The 21,887-nt window shown below is 32.2% G+C and carries 25 protein-coding genes; 10 read left to right on the top strand and 15 right to left on the bottom strand.

What is annotated here, in order from left to right:
* Positions 1–202: 202 nt before the first annotated feature.
* The 4 genes from CLU81_RS06400 to CLU81_RS06385 form a co-directional block, all read right to left on the bottom strand.
* Positions 203–592, bottom strand: coding sequence for a VOC family protein (locus CLU81_RS06400; protein ID WP_099709071.1), 390 nt, complete (start codon positions 590–592; stop codon positions 203–205).
* Positions 592–1,167, bottom strand: a complete 576-nt coding sequence (locus CLU81_RS06395; RefSeq protein ID WP_099709070.1) for a sugar O-acetyltransferase — start codon at positions 1,165–1,167, stop codon at positions 592–594. The genes CLU81_RS06400 and CLU81_RS06395 overlap by 1 nt, the downstream gene beginning before the upstream one ends.
* Positions 1,168–1,176: 9 nt before the next feature.
* Positions 1,177–1,635, bottom strand: a complete 459-nt coding sequence (locus CLU81_RS06390) for a YciI family protein (protein WP_099709069.1) — start codon at positions 1,633–1,635, stop codon at positions 1,177–1,179.
* 333 nt (positions 1,636–1,968) lie between these two features.
* Positions 1,969–2,427 carry a DinB family protein gene (locus tag CLU81_RS06385; protein WP_099709068.1) on the bottom strand — a complete coding sequence of 153 codons (459 nt, stop codon included), beginning with the start codon at positions 2,425–2,427 and terminating at the stop codon, positions 1,969–1,971.
* 140 nt (positions 2,428–2,567) lie between these two features.
* Here CLU81_RS06385 and CLU81_RS06380 point away from each other — a divergent pair, with 140 nt between their 5' ends.
* From CLU81_RS06380 to CLU81_RS06340, 9 genes are all read left to right on the top strand, one after another.
* Positions 2,568–4,733, top strand: coding sequence for a TonB-dependent receptor (locus tag CLU81_RS06380; protein ID WP_099709067.1), 2,166 nt, complete (start codon positions 2,568–2,570; stop codon positions 4,731–4,733).
* Positions 4,734–5,022: 289 nt separating this feature from the next.
* A complete protein-coding gene (locus CLU81_RS06375; protein WP_099709066.1) occupies positions 5,023–5,430 on the top strand; it encodes a DUF2141 domain-containing protein in 408 nt (135 codons plus the stop codon).
* A 39-nt stretch (positions 5,431–5,469) separates the two neighbouring features.
* Positions 5,470–6,093, top strand: coding sequence for a hypothetical protein (locus CLU81_RS06370; protein ID WP_099709065.1), 624 nt, complete (start codon positions 5,470–5,472; stop codon positions 6,091–6,093).
* A gap of 23 nt (positions 6,094–6,116) precedes the next feature.
* Positions 6,117–7,475 (top strand): histidine kinase, encoded by a 1,359-nt coding sequence (locus CLU81_RS06365; protein WP_099709064.1) that lies wholly within the window; start codon positions 6,117–6,119, stop codon positions 7,473–7,475.
* Between the two features lie 2 nt (positions 7,476–7,477).
* Complete coding sequence (locus tag CLU81_RS06360) at positions 7,478–7,786, top strand: 2TM domain-containing protein (RefSeq protein ID WP_099709063.1); 309 nt, start codon at positions 7,478–7,480, stop codon at positions 7,784–7,786.
* Positions 7,787–7,788: 2 nt separating this feature from the next.
* A complete protein-coding gene (locus CLU81_RS06355) occupies positions 7,789–8,118 on the top strand; it encodes a 2TM domain-containing protein (RefSeq protein WP_099709062.1) in 330 nt (109 codons plus the stop codon).
* Positions 8,119–8,120: 2 nt separating this feature from the next.
* On the top strand, positions 8,121–8,426 hold the full coding sequence (locus tag CLU81_RS06350; RefSeq protein WP_233209672.1) for a 2TM domain-containing protein: 306 nt from the start codon (positions 8,121–8,123) through the stop codon (positions 8,424–8,426).
* A 19-nt stretch (positions 8,427–8,445) separates the two neighbouring features.
* On the top strand, positions 8,446–8,823 hold the full coding sequence (locus CLU81_RS06345) for a 2TM domain-containing protein (protein ID WP_099709060.1): 378 nt from the start codon (positions 8,446–8,448) through the stop codon (positions 8,821–8,823).
* A 36-nt stretch (positions 8,824–8,859) separates the two neighbouring features.
* Positions 8,860–9,627: a LytTR family DNA-binding domain-containing protein gene (locus CLU81_RS06340; RefSeq protein WP_099709059.1), complete on the top strand. Its 768-nt coding sequence runs from the start codon at positions 8,860–8,862 to the stop codon at positions 9,625–9,627.
* Positions 9,628–9,904: 277 nt separating this feature from the next.
* Here CLU81_RS06340 and CLU81_RS06335 read toward each other — a convergent pair whose 3' ends face one another.
* The 3 genes from CLU81_RS06335 to CLU81_RS06325 are packed head-to-tail and all read right to left on the bottom strand — an operon-like array spanning position 9,905 to position 12,725.
* A complete protein-coding gene (locus CLU81_RS06335; RefSeq protein WP_099709058.1) occupies positions 9,905–10,930 on the bottom strand; it encodes a COX15/CtaA family protein in 1,026 nt (341 codons plus the stop codon).
* A complete protein-coding gene (locus CLU81_RS26630; RefSeq protein ID WP_144444475.1) occupies positions 10,927–11,298 on the bottom strand; it encodes a hypothetical protein in 372 nt (123 codons plus the stop codon). Before CLU81_RS26630 ends, CLU81_RS06335 begins: the two co-directional genes overlap by 4 nt.
* Positions 11,295–12,725, bottom strand: a complete 1,431-nt coding sequence (locus CLU81_RS06325) for a CCA tRNA nucleotidyltransferase (protein WP_199174553.1) — start codon at positions 12,723–12,725, stop codon at positions 11,295–11,297. Before CLU81_RS06325 ends, CLU81_RS26630 begins: the two co-directional genes overlap by 4 nt.
* A 432-nt stretch (positions 12,726–13,157) precedes the next feature.
* On the opposite strand from CLU81_RS06325, the gene yaaA reads away from it, so the two are divergent.
* Positions 13,158–13,916: a peroxide stress protein YaaA gene (gene yaaA / locus CLU81_RS06320; RefSeq protein WP_099709056.1), complete on the top strand. Its 759-nt coding sequence runs from the start codon at positions 13,158–13,160 to the stop codon at positions 13,914–13,916.
* Positions 13,917–14,310: 394 nt separating this feature from the next.
* On the opposite strand, the gene CLU81_RS06315 is transcribed toward yaaA, so the two are convergent.
* From CLU81_RS06315 to CLU81_RS06280, 8 genes are all read right to left on the bottom strand, one after another.
* A complete protein-coding gene (locus tag CLU81_RS06315) occupies positions 14,311–15,900 on the bottom strand; it encodes an MDR family MFS transporter (protein WP_099709055.1) in 1,590 nt (529 codons plus the stop codon).
* A 3-nt stretch (positions 15,901–15,903) separates the two neighbouring features.
* Positions 15,904–16,983: an HlyD family secretion protein gene (locus CLU81_RS06310; RefSeq protein ID WP_099709054.1), complete on the bottom strand. Its 1,080-nt coding sequence runs from the start codon at positions 16,981–16,983 to the stop codon at positions 15,904–15,906.
* A gap of 12 nt (positions 16,984–16,995) precedes the next feature.
* Positions 16,996–18,315: a TolC family protein gene (locus tag CLU81_RS06305; protein WP_099709053.1), complete on the bottom strand. Its 1,320-nt coding sequence runs from the start codon at positions 18,313–18,315 to the stop codon at positions 16,996–16,998.
* On the bottom strand, positions 18,305–18,934 hold the full coding sequence (locus tag CLU81_RS06300; protein ID WP_099709052.1) for a TetR/AcrR family transcriptional regulator: 630 nt from the start codon (positions 18,932–18,934) through the stop codon (positions 18,305–18,307). The genes CLU81_RS06305 and CLU81_RS06300 overlap by 11 nt, the downstream gene beginning before the upstream one ends.
* Positions 18,935–19,078: 144 nt before the next feature.
* Positions 19,079–19,756 carry a hypothetical protein gene (locus tag CLU81_RS06295; protein WP_099709051.1) on the bottom strand — a complete coding sequence of 226 codons (678 nt, stop codon included), beginning with the start codon at positions 19,754–19,756 and terminating at the stop codon, positions 19,079–19,081.
* 116 nt (positions 19,757–19,872) lie between these two features.
* Complete coding sequence (gene trpA, locus CLU81_RS06290; protein ID WP_099709050.1) at positions 19,873–20,634, bottom strand: tryptophan synthase subunit alpha; 762 nt, start codon at positions 20,632–20,634, stop codon at positions 19,873–19,875.
* 105 nt (positions 20,635–20,739) lie between these two features.
* Positions 20,740–21,477, bottom strand: a complete 738-nt coding sequence (locus tag CLU81_RS06285; protein ID WP_099709049.1) for a carbon-nitrogen hydrolase family protein — start codon at positions 21,475–21,477, stop codon at positions 20,740–20,742.
* An 8-nt stretch (positions 21,478–21,485) separates the two neighbouring features.
* Entirely contained in the window at positions 21,486–21,806 is a 321-nt protein-coding gene (locus CLU81_RS06280; protein WP_099709048.1) for a gamma-glutamylcyclotransferase family protein, read from the bottom strand.
* Between the last annotated feature and the right edge of the window lie 81 nt (positions 21,807–21,887).

The following is a 21,887-nucleotide window of genomic DNA, read 5'->3' as shown; positions in this document are numbered from 1 at the left end:
AACAGGAAAATTCTTTCAGTGTGTTTTTTCTTGGATAGCGCGCATTTAGGTGCAAAGTTACAAAGGTTCAAAGGGACAAAGTTTTTGTGTTTTGCTAAAATAATAATATAAAAGTAAGTTTGCCATTTCGACCAAAGGGAGAAATCGCATAAATGAGAAAACCTTTGTCCCTTTGAACCTTTGCAACTCTGAACCTTACTTTTTATCTTTCATAAAACTCAATTGGCAACAAATCAGGATCGGCAATAAAAGTGAATCTTTTTTCAGTCGTTTCATCAATTCTTATAGGTTCTGATTCGATGTTTTTGGTATCCAAAAAAGCGATAGTTTCTTCTAAATTAATTACTTCAAAAGCTAAGTGACGCAAACCAACCGCTTCAGGTCTTGAAGGTCTTTTTGGCGGATCTGGAAATGAGAATAATTCAACAACATAAGTGCCGTTTAAAGCTAAATCAAGTTTGTACGATTGGCGTTCTTCACGATATATTTCTCTAATAATTGTTAAACCCAAAACTTCTGTATAGAAAGTTTTAGATTTTTGATAATCCGAGCATAAAATGGCGATATGGTGAACTTTATTTAAAGTAAGCATTATGAATTTGATTCAGGTTCTTGATTTAATTTTCGAATTACTTTCGCTGGATTTCCAACGGCTAATGAGTTATCCGGAATATCTTTTGTAACTACAGATCCGGCGCCAATAACACAACCTTTTCCTATGGTTACGCCAGGGCAAATTACAGAATTTCCGCCAATCCAGCAATCGTCACCAATAGAAATTGGCAAAGCATTTTCGAGTGTTTTTCTTAATTCAGCGTCAAGCGGATGTGTTGCGGTATAAATTTGAACATTTGGAGCAAAAAATACATTTGATCCAATATTTACTGGCGCACAATCCAGAACAACACAATTTACATTAAAATAAACGTTGTCACCACAAGAAATATTATAACCATAATCACAATGAAACGGAGGCTCGATATAAAAACTCTTACCAGTATTTGGAATTAATTCGGCTAGAATTTCTTTTGCTTTTTTTGTCAAACGATATTCGACAACGTTTAAGCGATGGAGTAGGTTTTTAGCTTTTCGGCGTTCTTTTACTAAAACAGGATCTCCTGCAACATAATATTCTCCCGAGATCATTTTTTCTTTTTCTGTCATTATAAAAGGTATTTACATTTTAGTCTTGGCAATTTTTTCATGAATTTTTAGCGTTTCCTGCAAAGCCGCCGTTGCGTACCAAGGCGTTAATTCGGCTTCAAGTAATTTTGCTTGTATTGCAGGATCTGTGGCGACTAATGCTAGCGCTTCTTCAATAGTTTCAACATTAAAAATATAGATTCCTCTATAATTTCTGTCGTTTTTCATGAAAGGTCCGGCTACGACAAGTTTTCCTTCTTTGGCAAGTTTTCCAATATTGGCCATATGCCCTTCAAATAATTTTTTAGTTTCTTCTTTAGACGCCGTTGTATTTGTTCCGGATTTCAAAAGACAGAATACATATTTCTTCATTCCGTATTCGTCAGCGTGTAATGATTTTGCCAGATTTTCGTCGAATTTTACTTCCTTTTGCTGAGAAAATCCGATGACATTTATAAATAAAAATCCGAGTAATACGATTGATTTTTTCATGTGAATATTTATTAAAAAAGATGTTTTCTATTTAAAAATAACTCTCAGTTTTGTCATTCCGAGGAACGAGGAATCTCCGTAAGAAACTCCATAACGAAAACCCAATCTTTGTCGAGCTTCTAGTGTGATTTCTCGTTCCTCGAAATGACAAAAATTCAAATAAAAATCCGTGCGAATCTGCGTTTTCGCGATAGCGAATCAGTGTCATCCGCGTGCCATAAAAAGCACAGTTTCCACTCTTTGTCGAGCTACTTGCGGAGATTTACTTCGTCTGTTCGCTATCGCTCGAGTCTCCTTCGTCGAAATGACAAGATTGCGCAAAAAAATCTTCAACTATAGTAACTTCTTCAAAATAACAATCTGTCCTAAATGATAAACATCATGCTGAATGATTCCGTGGATATCTTCATAAAAATTATGATTATTATTTTGATCTATTTTCTCGAAATCAGCATCATTAAAATCACTTAGACAAGCGCTCCATAATTCCTGAGATTTTGCCAGACTTTGCAGCGATTGTTCCCAAGCTGGTTCGGACGAATCTAAGATTGGCACAAAATAATTATGATCAGGAGTTGTAATTATTTCTCCCTGAACACGCCTTAATATATTTCTTCTCCATTGGATTAAGTGATTGACAATTTCCCAAATCGTGTTTAAATTTGGATTGATTTTTTTATAAGCCTGAGCTGCAGTAACATCTTTTAAAGTATCTGCTAAGGTAACCTCAAGCCACGGATTTCCATTGTAAATGGATTGATATAAATTCGAAACTCTTTTACTTTCTGACATAGTTAATAGTTTTTAGAAACATGTTAGCTAAGATACAAATAAGTATTTTACAACTCATCCTCGAAATTCTACAATTGGGTTATTTAATATTTTTTAACTTAGATTGTTAAAATACATTTGCCTCATCAAAACCAAATGTTATGAAAACCAAATTACTTTTTACGATTACTTTTTTACTTTTAACGTCTTTTATTTTTGCTCAGAATGTCATTTCTGGAAAAGTTGTAGATCAAAAAGGAAAACCGGTTCCGGGAGCAAATATCTATCTGGACGGAGCTTATGACGGAGCTACAAGTTCTGAAACGGGAGATTTTTCTTTTGAAACCACTGCAACAGGAAATCAAACAATAGTAGTTAGTTTTTTACTTTATGAAACTTTTAAAACAGAAATTGATGTTGCCAATTACAAAAATCAAACTGTTAAATTAAGAGAAAATGTAAATGCTCTTGATGCCGTAGTTATTACCGCAGGAACATTAGAATCCGGAGACAAAGCCAGAGTTTCTGTTTTAAAACCATTAGACATTGTTACAACTGCCGGTTCTGCCGGAAATATTATTGCAGCCTTGCAAACTTTGCCGGGAACGCAAACTGTGGGCGAAGACGGACGTTTATTTGTTCGTGGAGGAGAAGCGAGCGAAACGCAAACCTTTGTTGACGGACTTCGCGTGGCACAACCTTATGGTGCAACGACTAATAATTTACCAACAAGAAGTAGATTTTCACCTTTCTTATTTAGCGGAATTGCATTTTCAACAGGAGGTTATTCTGCTGAATATGGAGAAGCTTTATCAAGTGTATTACTTTTGAATACACAAGATGAACCGGACCAAAATAAAACAGATATTGCTTTAATGACCGTTGGTTTAGGAGTTGGAAATACTCAAAAATGGAAAAAAAGCTCTTTTAGTATCAATACCAATTATATTAATCTTGCGCCTTATCAGGCTGCAATTCCGCAAAATGTTGATTGGAATAATCCTTACCAATCTTTGGGTGGAGAAGCGGTTTACAGATATAATTTCGAAAGAGGAATTTTTAAGTTTTATGCTGCTTTCGATTCGGAGAAATTTGACTTAAATCAGAAAAATGTAAATTTTGTAAATCCAATCAGAACCGATTTAAACAATAATAATTTTTACCTGAATGCTTCTTACAAAGGAGATTTTGGAACAGGATGGCAACTTACATCAGGAGTTAGCTACGGTTACAGCAAAAACAAAATCAAGTATGATATTAATGATGTTGATAGTAACGAAAATGCGATGCAATTGAAATTGAAGTTGAGAAAAAACATTTCGAACTACTTTAAATTATCTTTTGGAGCTGATTATTTTATCACAAAGTTTAATGAAAATTTCGATGATAATATTGCTATTAAAGTTGCAAATGGTTACGATTCTAATATTGCCGCTTTTTATACAGAAGGAGATATTTTATTCTCTAAAAAATTAGCGATGAAAGTAGGTTTGAGATATTCGAACAACAGTTTATTAAATGAAAACAATGTCGCTCCAAGAGCTTCTATTGCTTACAAAGTTTCAAAAACAAGTCAGTTTTCATTTGCTTATGGAGATTTTAGCCAGACTCCGGTTGTTGATTATATTAAATACTCTAAATATCATCAGTTTGAAAGTGAAAAAGCACAACATTATATTTTAAATTATCAGTTTACAAAACCTGGACAAACTTTTAGAGCAGAAGCTTATTATAAAGATTACAGTAACTTGGTTCAATACGATACAAAAGACATTCAATACAATTCGGTTTTCAATAATAACGGTTCAGGATATGCAAAAGGACTTGATTTATTTTGGAGAGACAGCAATTTGTATAAAAACTTAGAATATTGGATTTCGTATTCTTATATCGATTCACAAAGACAATACAAGAACTTTCCAACGATGGCAACACCAAGTTTTATTGCTAATCACAGTTTGTCAGTTGTAACTAAGTACTTTATCACAGATTGGAAATCGCAAATAGGTTTCACGAACAGTTTCACAACAGGAAGACCTTATAATGATCCAAACCAAACTCAATTTATGAGCGGGAAAACTAAAACCTATAATAGTTTAAGTTTTAACTGGGCGTATTTATTGACAACACAAAAAATCTTGTATTTCTCTGTTTCGAATGTAATAGGAACAAAAAATATCTACGGATACGATTACGCAAAATTACCGGATGCAAACGGAGTTTATAACAGACAAGCCGTAACACCAACCGCTGATAGATTCTTTTTCGTAGGTTTCTTCTGGACGATTAGCCAGAATAAAAATGAGAATCAATTGAAAAATTTATAGTTGCTAAGTTACTAAGGTTCTGAGTTACTAAGAAAAAAGCTTAGAACCTTAGCAACTCAGAACCTTAGAACCTTAAAAAAAACAATTCAGTCATCAAATTCAACAACTCAGTATCATTTAATTTTAAAACAGTAAAATCCGATATACTTTTGAAGTATAAATTAATAAGTCACTAAGCGGCTAAGGTTCTAAGGCGCTAAGTGAAAAACTAAAAAAAGAGTTTTAATCATCAACAAAAAAACTTAGAACCTCAGAACCTTAGAATCTTAGTAACTTAAAAAAAGAAATCATGACCAAAATTATTACAATAATCACATTATTTATTTGCAGTTTATTGTCTGCTCAAAATGTAAAATTAACTGTTACTGTTTCAGGTTTAAAAAATGATACAGGAATTGTAAAAGTAGGTTTGTACAACTCAGATGGTACATTTCTTAAAACGACTTATAAAAGTCTTACTTCTGAAATTAAAAATAACCAAGTAGTTGTAACGTTTGATAATCTTCCGACAGGAGAATATGCAATTTCAACGTATCACGATGAAAACAATAACGGAAAACTGGATAGAAATTCGATGGGAATACCTTCTGAAGCTTATGCAGCGTCAAACAATGCCAGAGGATTTATGGGACCTCCTTCTTATAAAGATGCTAAATTTGTTGTCGATAAAGATTCAAAAATTGAAATAACATTATAAAAAATAACTAACAAATTAACCATTTAAATAACTTATAAAATGAAAAAAATTATCACTTTGATCGCATTATTTGTAGTAGGAATAAGCTCAGCGCAAACACAATTTGAACAAGGAATGGGAAAAGCTTTCGGGCTTTGGAAAGAAGGAAAAAATGCAGAAGCTTCGGCATTGTTTGAAAGAATAGCTTCAGCAGAAAAAACAAGTTATTTGCCTAACTATTATGTTGCATTAGTAAATACTACATCTGCGTTTTCAGAAAAAGATAAAACAAAAATTGATTTATTATTGACAAAAGCACAAGATGCTTTGGATGTTGAATTTATTAAAGATCAAAATAATGCAGAGTTATATGCGATGCAAGCTTTGATTTATACGGCTTGGGTTGTTGCAGATCCAATGACAAACGGAATGAAATATTCGGCTAAAGTGATGGAAGCTTACGCGAAAGGAAAAGCGATAGATCCAAATAATCCTCGAATTGTTTTTGGAGAAGCTGATTATCAAATTGGAGGAGCAAAATGGTCAGGTGTTGATACAAAACCACTTTGTGCGCAAGTTGATAAAGCTATTGAACTTTTCGCTACTTTTAAACCAGAAACACCTTTTTCTCCAAAATGGGGATTAGAAAGAGCTTTGGAAACTCAAAAAAATTGCAAAAAATAAAATTAATTAAAGCAGATTAACAAATGAAAGATCATAGAAATGCATTTTCGGATTTAAAAAGCGGAACAATTGTATGTTTTAAAATCTCTATGGTCTTTACTGTAATCTTCTCAGCTTTTTTGGGAGACAGTTTAAGTTTTCAAAATGTATTACTAACATTTTTATTAAGCTCTCTTTATTCTTTTGGGCTGGGATTTGGAAATGGTTTTTTAAGTGTGCTTTTGGATAAAAAGTGGGATTGGCTCGAACAGACAAATTTAAGAGTTTACTATGGTATTTTAGTCACTGTTTTATATACTGTCCCTGCCGTTTTAGCAATAAATTATATTGTTTTTATTGTAGTGCAAAAGCGACCAATAGAAGACTTTTTTGGAGAGAGAATGATTTGGAATCATGTTTTTTATATCATTCTTTCGTTAGGAGTTTCGACTTTCATGCAAGCCAGAAGTTTTATGGTAAAATGGAAACAAGCTTCTAAGTTTGAAATAACACAACAAAAGATTATCGCAGGAACGGCAAATGCTAAATTCGAAAGTTTAAAAAATCAAATTGACCCGCATTTTCTTTTTAATAGCCTGAATGTTTTAAGCTCTTTAATCGAAGAAAATCCGGATAATGCACAACGATTTACGACTTCTTTATCTAAAATTTATCGCTACGTTTTAGAGCAAAAAGACAAAGAATTGGTTTCTGTAGAAGATGAATTGTCATTCGCAAAAACATATATGAATTTGCTGAAAATGCGTTTTGAGAATAGTTTATTTTACGAAGTGCCAACAACAAATATAAATCCGGATGCAAAAGTGGTTCCATTATCATTGCAGCTTTTACTCGAAAATACGGTAAAACATAATGTTGTAAGCGAGCAAAAACCATTACATATTCGAATTTTTGTTGATGGAGATTATTTGGCAATTCAGAATGATTTTCAGAAAAAAGAAGTTCTACAAGACAGGCAAGGAGTTGGATTGCAAAATATTGTAAATCGATACGGAATTGTAACTAATAGAAAAGTTTTGATCGAACAAAATGAAAAAACTTTTACAGTTAAAATTCCAATCTTAACGAAACAAATTACGGTTATGGAAAATAATGCAGAATATTCAGATGAAAATAAAGCTTATTTCAGAGCTAAAAAAAGAGTAGAAGAATTAAAAGGATTTTATGCAAATGTCATTTCATATTGTTGCGTGATTCCTTGTTTGATCTTCGTGAATTTGACCTTTTCTCCCGGATTTCAATGGTTTTGGTTTTCGGCTTTAGGCTGGGGATTTGGAGTTGTAATGCATGCTTTTAAAGTTTTTGGATACAGCTCAAATTGGGAAGAACGAAAAATCAGAGAAATTTTGGAAAGAGAAAATAATAAACAAAGCTGGAAATAATCATGGGAACAAATTATTCAGATTCAGAACGTTATTATCAGGCTCAAAAAAAGGTCGAAGAAATTAAAAAGTTTTATCAGCATTTAACGGTTTATCTTCTCTGTAATCCAATCGTAATTGTTGTGAATCTAATGACTTCACCGGGTTACTTATATTTTTGGTATTCTTTGTTGGGCTGGGGAATTCCGATTGTTTTACACGGATTGAAAGCGTTTGATTGTTTTCCGTTTTTTAATAAAGAATGGGAACAACAAAAAATAAAAGAAATCATTGACAAAGAAAAAGTAAGTCAAAAACAAATTTGGAAATAATTATGGAAAAAGATTTTGATAATGCCCCGGAAAAAAATGAACTGCGACAGATAGCAAGCAGAAAAGTAGTTAAACTGAAATCATTTTATATTCATGCTTTTTTCTATAGTATTGGATTGATTTTGTTTACTTTAAAAAACTATTTCGGACTTCCGTTAAATGTGTTTCCAGTTCGATATTTAAATAGTTTGGTAATGATAATTTGGAGTACTGCATTTCTGGTATCTGCAGTTGATATATTTGCTTCTTTTAAAATTTTTGGAGAAGAATGGGAAGAACGTAAGCTGAAAAGCATCTTAGAGAAAAAGGAAAAAAAACAAAAATGGGAGTAATCATGGACGTAAAATTTACTGAAGAGGATAAATATTATATAGCAAAAAAGAAAGTAGAGAACATTAAAGGTTTCTACGGAAATCTGACTTCTTTTATCATTGTGAATATTATATTGATAGTTATAAATTTGTGGACATCACCACAATATTTATGGTTTTTCTGGCCACTATTATGGTGGGGAATTGGAGTTGTTTTTCATGGATTAAAAGTTTTTGAAGTATTTCCGGTTTTAGGAAAAGACTGGGAAGAAAGAAAAATAAAAGAATTGATGGAAAAAGAAAAAGAGAATCAAAACAAATGGCAATAATTTTTTAAATCAAAGTAAAATGGGACGATTTAGAAGACGCATGTATGAAGAATATGCACATGAATTTAGTACAGACGAAAGTTATAATATAGCGTACAGAAAAGTAAAAAGGATAAAAGGATTTTACTCGCATTTGAAGGTTTATCTAATAGTGAATGTTATAATCATTATTTCAAACTTGAATAGAGGTCATTTTGGTTATGTAGGAAATCATTTTGAAGTGAGAGGTTTCGGAGATTGGGAAATTTATTCAACCGCATTTTTTTGGGGAATAGCTTTAGTCATTCATGCATTTTCTGTTTTTGGTCGTGATTTCTTTTTTGGTGACGAATGGGAACAAAAGAAAATTCAAAAAATTATGGAGAAAGAAGCTCAGAATAAGAATAAATGGGAGTAATTTTATATTAAATTTTCAACTTTTGCATTTTAGTAAATGACCACATTAATCATAGAAGACGAAAAACCAGCTGCAAGATTGTTGCAGAGAAAACTAGAAAAGCTAGATATTGCCGTAGAAACAATGTTGCATTCTGTAGAAGAATCCATTCATTGGTTTACAAATAATCAACATCCTGATTTAATTTTCCTTGATATTCAGTTATCAGATGGTTTATCGTTTGAGATTTTTGAAAAAATAGACATTCAAAGCGCTATTATTTTTACAACGGCTTATGATGAATATGCGTTAAAAGCTTTTAAACTAAACAGCATTGATTATCTTTTGAAGCCAATTGATGAAGATGATTTGGAAGTTGCCGTTACAAAATTCAAAACCCGAATCCCTAAATTAAACTCAGAAACACAGAATCTTCAGGCTGATTTTGAAGAAATTCGCCGAATGTTGTCAAATCCTTTTGAGAAAAGTTTTAAAAAGCGATTTACAGTTAAAATCGGACAGCATTTAAAAGTTATCACAACAGAAGAAATCGAATGTTTTTTTAGTGAAAATAAAGGAACATACATTCATACTTTCGACAATAGAAACTATTTAATCGATTCGACTTTAGAAGTTCTGGAGCAGGAATTAGACATGAAGGATTTCTTTCGCGTAAGCAGAAAATATATTGTTCCGCTTACGGCAATAAAAGAAATTCAGGTTTATACCAATTCTCGCCTTAAAGTTATTTTACCAACTTATAAAGAAGATGAGGTTATTGTAAGCCGAGAAAAAGTACAAGATTTTAAAGCCTGGTTGGGATAAATTTTATTTAGAATATAAATAAAATTATTCGCCTAGAATTCAATACAACATTAAAGAGCCAAAGGCTCGATCTATTTTGTAGGGCCGGATTTTAATCCGGTCTAATGGAGGTTGGTTAAATCAAAAGATTAAAGAGCCAAAGGCTCGATTTATATTGTAGGGCCGTCCCGAAACTTCGGGATTAATCCGATTGACACAACGAATATCAAAAGTTTGAAATAGTTAAAAACAAAAAAATCCTTCAATTGAAGGATTTTTTTATTTTCAAGAGTTTTTATTATTTACTCAATCTATGCAATGTATATGTCATTGCGCTCAAAAGGAAAAAAGCCATGATTTGGTGAATTAATCCTAAAGCCAACGGAACGCTATATAAAAGTGTAAATACGCCTAATGCAAATTGAATAAAAACAAAAGCTACCAGAGTTTTTATGGCATGTGATTGATTTCTTGTAAGCGAAAATTTAGTGCTTTTGTAGTATAGAAAAAGAATAAATGCTACAACGACATAAGCAAAAGTTCTATGTACAAACTGAACACCACTTTTTCCTTCGATTAAGTTTTTAACCAAAGTTGATTGCTCGATAAAAACAGAATCGTGTATAAATTGTCCGTCGCTCATTAAAGGCCAGTGATTGTGAATTAATCCGGCATTTAAACCTGCAACAAAACCACCATAAATAATTTGAATTAATAAAGCTACCAATGCAAATCTGGCAATATTACGAAGCGGAATTACCTTTGTAATGCTGCGTTCTGGATATATTAAATCTAATGCAACCCATAAAGTATAAGCAAAAGTGATAAATGCAAAAGTAAGGTGCAATGAAAGTCTAAAGTGACTTACATCCGGATTGTCAATTAATCCGCTGCGAACCATAAACCAACCCAGAAAACCTTGAAAAGCTCCCATTGCCAATAGAACGATACATTTTTTGATTGTATCGCGATCCAGTTTTTTTCTGATTAAGAAATAAACAAAAGGCACAAAGAAAACCAATCCAATAATTCTTCCTATAAAACGGTGAAACCATTCCCAGAAATAAATAAATTTATAATCGGCTAATTGAAAGTCATTGTGAATATTGATTTTTTGATATTCCGGAAATTTCTTGTATTGCTCGAAAGCTTCATTCCATTTTGCTTCTGTCAACGGCGGGAAAGTATCTGTTACCAAATGCCAATCCGTCATTGATAAACCTGAATTGGTCAAACGGGTAATTCCGCCCACGACAACCATTAAAAATAATAAAACACAACCTGATAGTAACCAAATGATTACTGATTTATTCTCTTTTTTCATTCTTTTCCGATTATTTCGATTTCGTTTTTTGTTTTTGTATTTGAAATTATTTTTAAATAGAATTTTGCAAAATATAATATTCCTAAAATCGTTGTAGGGAATATAATGGCAGGTATTATAAATGTAAAAGTATATTGATTATAATAAACATCCGGATTTACTAAATTTCTTAAAAAATGACTTATTATTAAATTTGCGATAATTAAAAGCATACCAAATGGAATAATTATGGATACTGAAGCAAATATTAACTTATACTTGAAATTATTTTTTTTAATTTTTTTTAGCTCTTTTGAAAACTTGACATTAGGATAAATAATTATTATTAAGAGTATAATTAGATTAACTATTTTAAAAAATTTTATCATTTTTTAAGCGTTAGATTTAATTTTGCAGCTCTTTTAATTACAAAATCATAAGCAGCCTGATATTCATTCGGGATATCACCTTCTAAAATTGCTTCTTTTACAGCTTCTTTCAAAACTCCAATTTCACGTGAAGGTTTCAAATCAAACATTTCCATAATTTCTTCACCGGAAATTGGCGGTTGAAAATTACGTACATGATCGCGTTCTTCGACTTCAACAATTTTCTTGCGAACGATTTCGAAGTTTTTGTGATATTTCTTGAATTTCGATGGATTTTTGGTCGTAATATCAGCTTCACACAATGTCATTAAATCTTCAACATCTTCTCCGGCATCAAAAACCAAACGACGAACCGCGCTGTCAGTTACAATATCCTGCGCCAAAACAATTGGACGCGAACTCATAACGACCATTTTTTGCACAAATTTCATTTTGTGATTTAATGGCATATGTAAACGTTCGAATATTTTCTTAGCCATTTTTCCACCTAGAAATTCATGTCCGTGAAAAGTCCAGCCTTGTTTTTTAGTAAAACGTTTTGTTGGTGCTTTTCCAATATCATGCAATAAAGCTGACCAACGTAACCAAACATCATCTGTATTTGGGCAAATATTATCGACAACTTCTAATGTGTGATAAAAGTTGTTTTTATGTGTATGACCTTCAATTTCTTCAACCTGATTCAAAGCGGTTAATTCAGGTAAAATAATATCTAAAAGTCCAGTTTGATATAAAAGTAAAAATCCGATAGAAGGTTTATCTGTCGAAAGGATTTTGTTTAATTCATCAACAATTCTTTCACCGGAAATGATCTTGATTCGATCTGCATTTTTGGTAATCGCATCAAGTGAGTTTTTCTCGATTTCAAAACCTAATTGATTCGCAAAACGAATTGCACGAAGCATTCGCAAAGGATCATCAGAATAAGTAATACTTGGATCTAAAGGAGTTTTGATGGTTTTATTTTCAAGATCAGTCAATCCGCCAAAAGGGTCAGATAGTTCTCCAAATGTTTTTTCATTCAACGATAATGCCAAAGCATTTATGGTGAAATCACGGCGATTTTGATCGTCTTCAAGAGTTCCGTTTTCAACAATTGGATTTCTGCTTTCAAAATTATAAGATTCTTTTCGGGCTCCAACAAATTCAATATCAGTATCTTCAAAACGCAACATTGCTGTTCCGTAAGTTTTGAAAACCTGAACTTTAGGTTTTTTAGGTAATAAATCAGAAACCTTAAGTGCCAATTCGATACCGCTACCAACTGCAACAACATCAATGTCTTTTTTAGAACCTCGGTTTAAAAGCAAATCACGAACAAAACCGCCAATTACATAACTGTCAACGTTTAATTCTTGAGATGCTTGCGAAATAATTTCGAAGATTTTATTTTGTAAAGCTGCTTTATAGTTTGTTTGTATAGCCACGAATTCACTAATTTTAAATAATACATTTCTATTCTTGAAGAGAATGAAACGTCTGCAAATTTACAACATAGAAAATGCCTATTATAATGTAAAGGAGACTTTTTTATAGAAATTCTTAATTTGTGATATCAATTTTTAATAAAATTATATTTAAATGAAGAAAAGCTCCAGCGGAGCAAAATATTTATAGTTTTTTTTATAGATTTTGATTAAAGCTCCATTGGAGTGATATCTTTTTTTTTGTTTTTCGAATAAAATATATAACCCCTCTGGGGTTTAAAAATATATCGATTATTGAATTCTATAAATATTTTGCTACGATAGAGCTTTTTTTTTGATATGTTGCTGTTATAACAATATCAAACAAATCAATTCCGATCTCTTATTTTTAAAAATTCAATTTGTATTTTTGAATTCTATAAAAACGCACACATGAAAATTGTTATATCGCCGGCGAAGTCTTTAAATTTCGAAAAAGAATTACCAACAACTCAATATACAGAACCAGCTTTTTTAAAAGAAGCACGCTTGGTTCATAAAGTTCTAAAACCTAAAAAACCTACTGAATTATCTGAATTAATGTCTATCTCAGATAAATTAGCTGATTTAAACTGGAAAAGAAATCAAGAATGGAAAACACCTTTTTCTCCAGAAAATGCACGTCCAGCAATTTATACTTTTGATGGAGATGTATACACAGGTTTAGACGCTTATACAATTCCTGTCGAAAAATTAGAAGTGCTGCAAAGCAAACTCCGAATTTTATCCGGACTTTACGGCATCTTGAAACCTCTTGATTTAATGCAGGCGTATCGTTTAGAAATGGGAACAAAATTGCCTGTTGGGGAATATAAAAATCTGCACGAATTCTGGAAACCAACAGTTACCAAAGCATTAAATAAAGAATTGGCAAAAGGGGAGTTGTTCGTAAATCTTGCCAGTAACGAATATTTTTCGGCTGTAGATGTAAAGGCTTTAAAAGTTCCTGTAATTACGCCGGACTTTAAAGATTACAAAGACGGAAAACTTAAAATGATCAGTTTCTTCGCTAAAAAAGCAAGAGGAATGATGGTTCGTTATATCATTGATACAAATGCTGAAACAATTGATGATTTAAAAGGTTTCAATTATGAAGGATATCAATTTGATTCGAATCTTTCTAAAGGAAATCATTTGGTGTTTACGAGATAGGTTTTTTTTGAAAAAGGTTCAAAGGTTCAAAGGTTCAAAGGGACAAAGGGACAAAGGTTCAGAGGTTTTTTTTAAGGTTCTGAGGTTCTATCCCGAAGCCTCGGGACTGAGGTACTAAGTTTTTTAGTAGAGATTCGGAGATTCGGGGCATATTGTAGGGAGGGATTTCAATCCCTTCAGATTAGAGATGTTACAAGGAAGATTTACATTTTCTTCAGGTTTGAAAATATTGTATTGGCGGAATTTTAATCCCTTCTGAGTCCAAAATATTGTAAGCGGGATTTCAATCCCTTCGGATTATCATAGATCATTATATTTCTAATTTTCATTCATAAAATAAAAAAGCCGAACTAAATAAATAGTTCGGCTTTTTCGTATTATAAATCAATTATTATTAATGCATTGCATCAGCAGGATTAATCTTGTTTTTTCCTTTTTTAATTAAAAGAATAATTGGTATACAACATAGGAACATAATTCCTAAGTACATAAAAATATCCATATAGGCCATTACTGTACTTTGTTTCATTACTGAATATTCCAGTGCCTGATAAGCTTTTTTCAGTGCAACATCGGCGCTATATCCTTTAGACATAAAAGCTCTTTGCATTCCTGCAATACGTTGCTGAACATCGAATTTTGCAGGATCTAAATTGGTCAATAAGTTTACTCTGTGTTCCTGACTTAAACGAGTGATAAAAGTGGTAATAATCGCAATACCAAATGAACCACCTAATTGTCTCATCATTCCCGTAAAAGCAGCTCCTTCACCAATGTGTTTTCCTTTTAAGGTCGAAAGCGAAAGTGTTGTAATAGGTACAAATAGCAATCCTAAACCAATTCCTCTTAAGATTAAAGGCCAGTACATATGTTCAACACCAGTATCCGGTGTCATACGAGTTTGCATCATAAAGGTAAAGAAGAAGAAAACTAAAAATCCAACTCCAACCATATATCCTTGCGGAACTCCTTTTTGAATCATATTACCTACAAATGGCATCATAATCGCCGTTGTAATCGAACCAGGAATCAATAATAATCCGGCATCTGTTGCTGTCCATCCTAAAATAGATTGCGTGTAGATTGGGATAATTAACGTCGATCCATAAAGACCAAAACCAAGAATGAAACACATTACAGTACCAATTCTTAAATTTCCATCTTTTAGAACACTTAAATTTACAATTGGATGTTTATAAGTAAGCTCTCTCCAAACAAATAAAATTAATCCAAGAACCGTAACAACACTTAGAGTTACAATAAGTGAATCATTAAACCAATCGTCTTGTTGTCCGTGTTCCAGAACGAATTGAAGTGATCCAATAAAAGCGGCTAATAATATAATTCCCCACCAGTCAACCTGATTTGCTTTTAATTTCTCACCATATTTTGGACTTCTTACAAAAGTTAGCGCCAAAATAGTTGCAATAATTCCCAATGGAATATTGATATAGAAAATATAAGGCCAAGAATAATTATCTACTAAATATCCTCCCAAAGGCGGACCTAAAGTTGGACCAACAATTACACCCATTCCGTAGATAGCTTGCGCCATACCACGTTTTGCTATTGGATAACTTTCGGTAATAATAGTTTGTGCAGTTACCAGTAATGCGCCACCGCCCATACCCTGAACAAACCTAAAAGCTACCAGTTCCCAAATATTACTGGCATTACCACATAAAAAGGAACAGACTGTAAATATGATGATCGAAGCCACAAAATAATTACGTCTACCAAATTGTTGTGATAGCCAACTCGTCATCGGAATTACAATAACATTCGCAATTGCGTATGCTGTAATTACCCAAGCCACATCAGTTAAAGTAGCACCAAGGCTACCTCGCATGTCTGTTAGAGCTACGTTTACAATCGTGGTATCTACAATTTCTAACAGTGCACAAAGTACTGCAGTAATCGTAATGATTACACGTCTATAACCGTATTCTACTAAATCGTCATCTGCTTGTACTGCTGTTGCCATATTTTATTTTAAATGTACATCTACATCAACATTCATTCCCGGACGTAATAATTTTACTTTTTCAGGATCGTTAGATTCATCTAAACTAATTTTTACTGGTAATCTTTGGATCGTTTTTACGAAGTTTCCAGTTGCATTATCAGGAGGTAATAATGAAAAACGAGATCCAGTTGCAGGAGAAAATGAAGTTACGATTCCTTTGAATTCGTAGTTTGGATATGCATCAACTTTTAAGCTTACTTTTTGTCCAACAATCATTTTGTTTAATTGTGTTTCTTTAAAGTTTGCAACAACCCAAGCTTCATTATTATTGATGATATAAAATAAAGATTGTCCTGGTTGAACTAATTGTCCTGGTTGAATATCTACTTTAGAAACCTGACCATCAATTGCAGCAGTAACTACAGTATAGCTAAGATTTAAATGTGCAACATCAAGCATTGTTTTTGCTTTTTTGATATTTGCAGCAGCAACTTCAGTTTGTTTATCAGAAGCTTTTGATTTAGATTCAATTACTGATTTTTGATAAGAACTTGCTCTTTGTTGTTGTTCTAAAACGCGAACTTGGTTTTCAGCTTCTTCTTTTGAAGATAAAGCCTGCTCATATTGTTGTTTTGTAATCGTATGAGTTTTATACAAATTGTTGTAACGGTTGTAATCGTTTGTAATTTGTCTTAATCTAATTTTAGCACTTTCGATAGAACCAGTTGCAGATTTCATTTGAGCATCAGAAACAGAAATACTTGCATTTGCGCTTCCAATATCAGCTTTTGCAGCTTCGTATTGACCTTCAGCACCTAATAAAGCAGCATTAGCTTCGTCGATTTTTAATTGGTAATCTCTTTTATCGATAGTAAATAAAGTATCTCCTTTTTTTACAAAGTCATTATCTTTTACGTATACCTTACTAATATATCCAGATACTCTAGGAATAATTGGATTCATTTTTTTCTCAATTTGAGCATCATCCGTTTCTTCGTGAGCTAAAGAGTGCATGTACTTTGTTATTCCGTAAGTTCCGCCCACTAAAACCAAAACGGTTAGTATAATGATGAATTTAGTATTTGTTTTTTTCTTTTCCATGAGAGCTATCGATTATATTTTAGAAAGATTGAATGATTGTGATAATTGTCCTGATACGGATAGTAATTCGTAATATTTTTGAATAATGGTTGCTTTAGATACAGCAGTATTAATTTTAGCACTTAGTTGTTCAACATCAGCTTCAACTAAGTCATTAGTATCTGCCAAACCGTTGTCAAACTTATCTTTTACAAGTCTGTAATTTTCAGATGCTTGTTGAAGTGCTTCATCATAAACAACACTTTGGTTAATAGCCAAGTCATAATCTTCAATAGATTTTTGAACCTCAACTTTAATACGGTCTGTCATTACAGCTTCTGTATTTTTAACCTCCAAAGCTCTGCTTTCAGCTTCTCTTACGTGAGCACTATTTTTGTAAATTCCAGAGATGTCATAAGTTAAACCTAACCCAAAGTTCATCGCATATTTTACAGTAATAATGTCTTTAAGATCTAAAGCAGTATAACCACCAAGTAATGCTAAAGTAGGATAATAAGCAGCTTTTGCAACTCTAATATTTGCTTCTGAAGCTTTTTGTTGGAAACGAATAGCCTCTAAATCTTTTCTATTTTGCAAAGCTAAAGCGTCAGATGTTGGTGCATTGCTGGTTTTCAAATTAAAGAAATCCTCTTCATTAACCTGAAGTTTTGTACTTGGATCCAACTTTAATAAAGTAGTCAGATAGAAGTTGATATTATTTAAGTTATTAGTAGCTTCATCAATAGATAATTGCGTTTTTGAAACTAATAATTGTGATTTCAATAAATCATTTCTTGGGATAATTCCGTTTTTCTCTAATTCTGTAAAATCAGTAACACGTTGTTTAGCGCTTTTTTGATTTTCATTTAAAACATCCAAAGTTTTTTGAGCTTTGTATAACGCAGTATAATACGTAATTACTCTTAAAGCTACGTCTTCTTTAGTTTTAGATGCATTTGCACTTTCAGCTTCATATAAGTTATCATAAGCTTCAATGCTATTTTGGATTTTAAATCCTGCAAAAAGAGGCAAGCTTAAATTTGCCATACCAAGCATTGCTCTGTCAGGAGATGCAAGAGATGCATTTTCTCCCTGATTTGGCATATCAATAGATGCTTTTGTAAGGCGTTGATATTGTCCGGAAACCTTAATATCAGGATATTGATTGTTTTTTACCGATTGTAATTCGTACTTTTTTGTGTTTACCTTAGTGCTGGCAAGCGTAACTTCGTTACTTTTTTCCCAGGCCAATTTAACGGCTTCGTCTAAGGTTAAACTTGTTTTTTCTTGTGCTTCTACTGAAGATATTCCGATAAAGAAAACTCCAAAGAGCATTAATTGACTAATTTTCATAAACAAGTAGCGCTTTTATAGTTTGTTGAATGTGCTTTGTAAGACTGGTTTTAATGTAATTGTTAAACATTTCTTCTGTTTTTAAATCCAATAATTCTTCGAAGAAAGATCGATTCATATGAAAATGAAAAAAAGTTCCAATAATCGTAGGCGTGATAAGTGGAATTATAATATCCTTTCTAAAAACACCTTTTTCCTGACCTTGAGTAATAATGCTCTCAAGCGATTTTAGATTTCCTTTTTTTAATTCCGTAAAAGCAATCATGCTTTTTTCTCTCTTTTTAGCATTAAGCTCAAAATGTAAGACTCTGTAAATCCCTTTGTTAAGGCAGATTCTATTAACGTAAATTTCGATTAATTTATTGACTTTTTCTACAGGTTCTAGATTTTCTTGCAATAAATTTTCTAGTTGTAGTTTTAAATCAGAAGTTTTGTAAAGAATTAAAGCCTCAAGAAGTCTTTCTTTTGAACCAAAGTAATACGAAACCATGGCAATATTGATCTTGGCATGTTTTGAGATATCCCGTATCGATGTTCCTTCAAATCCTTTTTCAGAAAATAGCGTTTCCGCAACTTCAAGAATCTGAATTTTTTTATCGTTTAATTCGATGTTTGACATGGTATTGTTTCTAATCGGGTACAAAATTAAACAAGTGTTTAAATTAAACAGTCGTTTAATTTTGTTTTAACATAATATTAACATAAAATAGTTTCGGTGTTTTATGTTAAAATTGTTGCTTTTAGAAAATTATGTAGTGAAAGATTACTGCCCTATATTGCGAACATTTGTAAAAACTTGTCGGAATAATTCATATAGTAATTTTCCTTTTTCAACATCAAGCGTTAAGGTAGTTGCAATTCCAATAATTGTAGATATTACCAAGCTTTTCCAATCAAATTTATTAAGTTTATTGGAAGATTCTATTAGATAGTCTAATCTTTCATTTACAAGGATTTGTTCTGATTCAATGGTGTTGAACTTTTTATTGATTAATAATTTTAATTCATTAATTGCCATTGAAACTTGCTTTCTTTCTGATTCTGTAAAATTTGATTTATCATTAAAGTCAATTTCATTAAAATTTAGAGAAGTATTACCGTTCTTATATTCTGACCATAAATCTGGTTCGAATTCATCTGATTCAAATTCTTTAATATCATTTATAATCCAAATGTTAAACATTTCAAGAACTGACTCAAAAGAGGTCCAACCTTGTGGAGGAAAAAGCTCGGAGACAGGAAACTCAGGTGCATATCTTACAAAGCAATAATCAAATTCGTCATAACTTTCGGCAGAATTTCGCACGATAAAATAGAATGGGGTATTTTTATAAAAAATTGTTGTTTTTGCTTCTGTAGTATCATCAAGCGTGAAATCATATGGAGAATAACCTTTTTCAGTGATCAGATTAAATAATTGATTTTTGTGTTTTTTTCTCATAATTTATATGTTTGCAATTGATGCTCTGTTATGAACGAATGTAATAAAAATAGATACAATAAAAAAAAGTTATCTAAAGTCTAGATAGCTTTTTTTTATTGCATTTTATATAAATATTATCTAATCTCCCCAACAAATTCACTAATTTTTCCAGAAGCATTTTCGCTTAAATGTTTGATAAAAGCACTTCCAATAATGGCACCTTTTGCAAATTTGGTTGCCTGATTAAAAGTTTCTTTATTCGAAATTCCGAAACCTACAATTTGTGGGTTTTTCAGATTCATGTTTGCAATTCTTTCGAAATAACTTTCCTGAGTATTTCCAAAGCCAGATTGAGAACCCGTAACACTTGCAGAACTTACCATATAAATGAATCCGTTTGAAACGCTGTCGATAAAACGAATACGTTCGTCAGAAGTTTGTGGCGTAATCAGGAATACATTTATTAAACCATATTTTTCGAAAATCGCTTTGTATTCGTCTGCATAAACATCAACTGGTAAATCAGGAATAATTAATCCGTCGATACCAATTTCGGCGCATTTTTTACAGAATGCTTCAACTCCGTATTGTAACACTGGATTGAAATATCCCATAATAATCAACGGAATCTTTACGCTTTCGCGGATGTTCTTCAGCTGATCAAAAAGAATTTGAGTTGTCATTCCGTTATGAAGCGCTTGTGTAGAACTTGCCTGAATAGTTGGTCCATCGGCCAAAGGATCACTAAAAGGCAAACCAATTTCGATTAAATCAACACCATTTTTTTCTAAATCCTGAATGATTTGAACCGTATCATTCAAATTAGGATATCCAGCCGAAAAATAAATCGAAAGTATCTTTTTATCTTCTTGTAATTTTTGAGTTATTCTGTTCATCATTTTTATTTTTATCCTAACATGTTTTTAAAATCTGTTAGGTATTTTATTTTTAAGTAATTTATTTATACCTACAAGGTGTTGGAAACCTTGCAGGAATCTTTGCTAATCGATAATAATTTTACTTGTCCAATTATCATTTTGACTTTCAATCAGTAATAATCCGGAATCTGAATCATTCATTTGAGCAACCAATTCGCCTTTGTTATTCCAGAAAGCACTTTGCCCTGCCGAAGGAGATCCCCACGATTCACCACTGAAATTCGACATCAAAACATTCATTTCATGTTTTTGTGCATAACTCTGTAAATCTCTGTAAGCATTCGGAATTCCGTTTGGTGAAAAGAAAATACTGGCAATATAAATATTGGTTTCTCTTTTGCGGGCATTTTCAGGATGCAACGGATTGTCAATATCAGCACAAATGGCAAACGAAATTTTTTGATTTTCAATTGTCAACATCGGATTATAATCGAATGAAGATTGGAAAAACTCGTCTTCACCTTCATGCAAAAATTGCTTGGTATAGATTTGAACGGAATTATCAGGAGAAATTATAAATTCCCCAATAAACAATTCTGAATCTACTTGAATTGGTGCGCCGGCAACAATAATGATATTATTTTCTACTGCTAGTTTTTTTAAATGATCCAATCTTGAATCGTCTTTTTTGAAAGCTAGTTTTTGGGCATATTCTCTTTCATAACCGGTAATCGACAATTCAGGAAATGCAATTAGTTGTGCTCCATTTTGTATCGCCAAATCGATAAAATGATAATGATCTAATAAATTAGCTTCGATATCTCCACGTTTTGGTTTTGTTTGTGCTGCTGCTAAAATCATTTTGAGTTTTATTTATTTTCTATATAAACCCAGGCAACTGTTCCGGATTTCAACTCGACCTGAACTCTTTTATAAGCATTAGATTCGAATATATCAACTTTGGCTAAATCCGAAGCCGAAATATTAAAAGCAACACCGTGAATTGGGTCTGAAGAATCTGCGCTTGGTACCGCTACAACGTAATCTGCCATTCCAAATTCTTCTTCGATTTGGAGACTTTTTAGTTTGTAACCCAATAGCTGATCAGGAGTTCCGGTTAGAACTTTATTAAAAATCTGCATTTGAATTTGTTTCGACCTTAATGTTCCGTAAGAGAATAATTTTTCCATAATTACTATTTTTCTCGTTATTTGTTTTTTGCGTTAGGGATTACTTCACGTCACCTTATTTTTTAATGGAGTTCAGTGAAC

It is taken from the genome of Flavobacterium sp. 9, assembly GCF_002754195.1.
Classification (GTDB): domain Bacteria; phylum Bacteroidota; class Bacteroidia; order Flavobacteriales; family Flavobacteriaceae; genus Flavobacterium.
The sequence above is the reverse complement of the archived record's forward strand: the minus strand, read 5'-3'. Positions and strand labels throughout refer to the sequence as shown.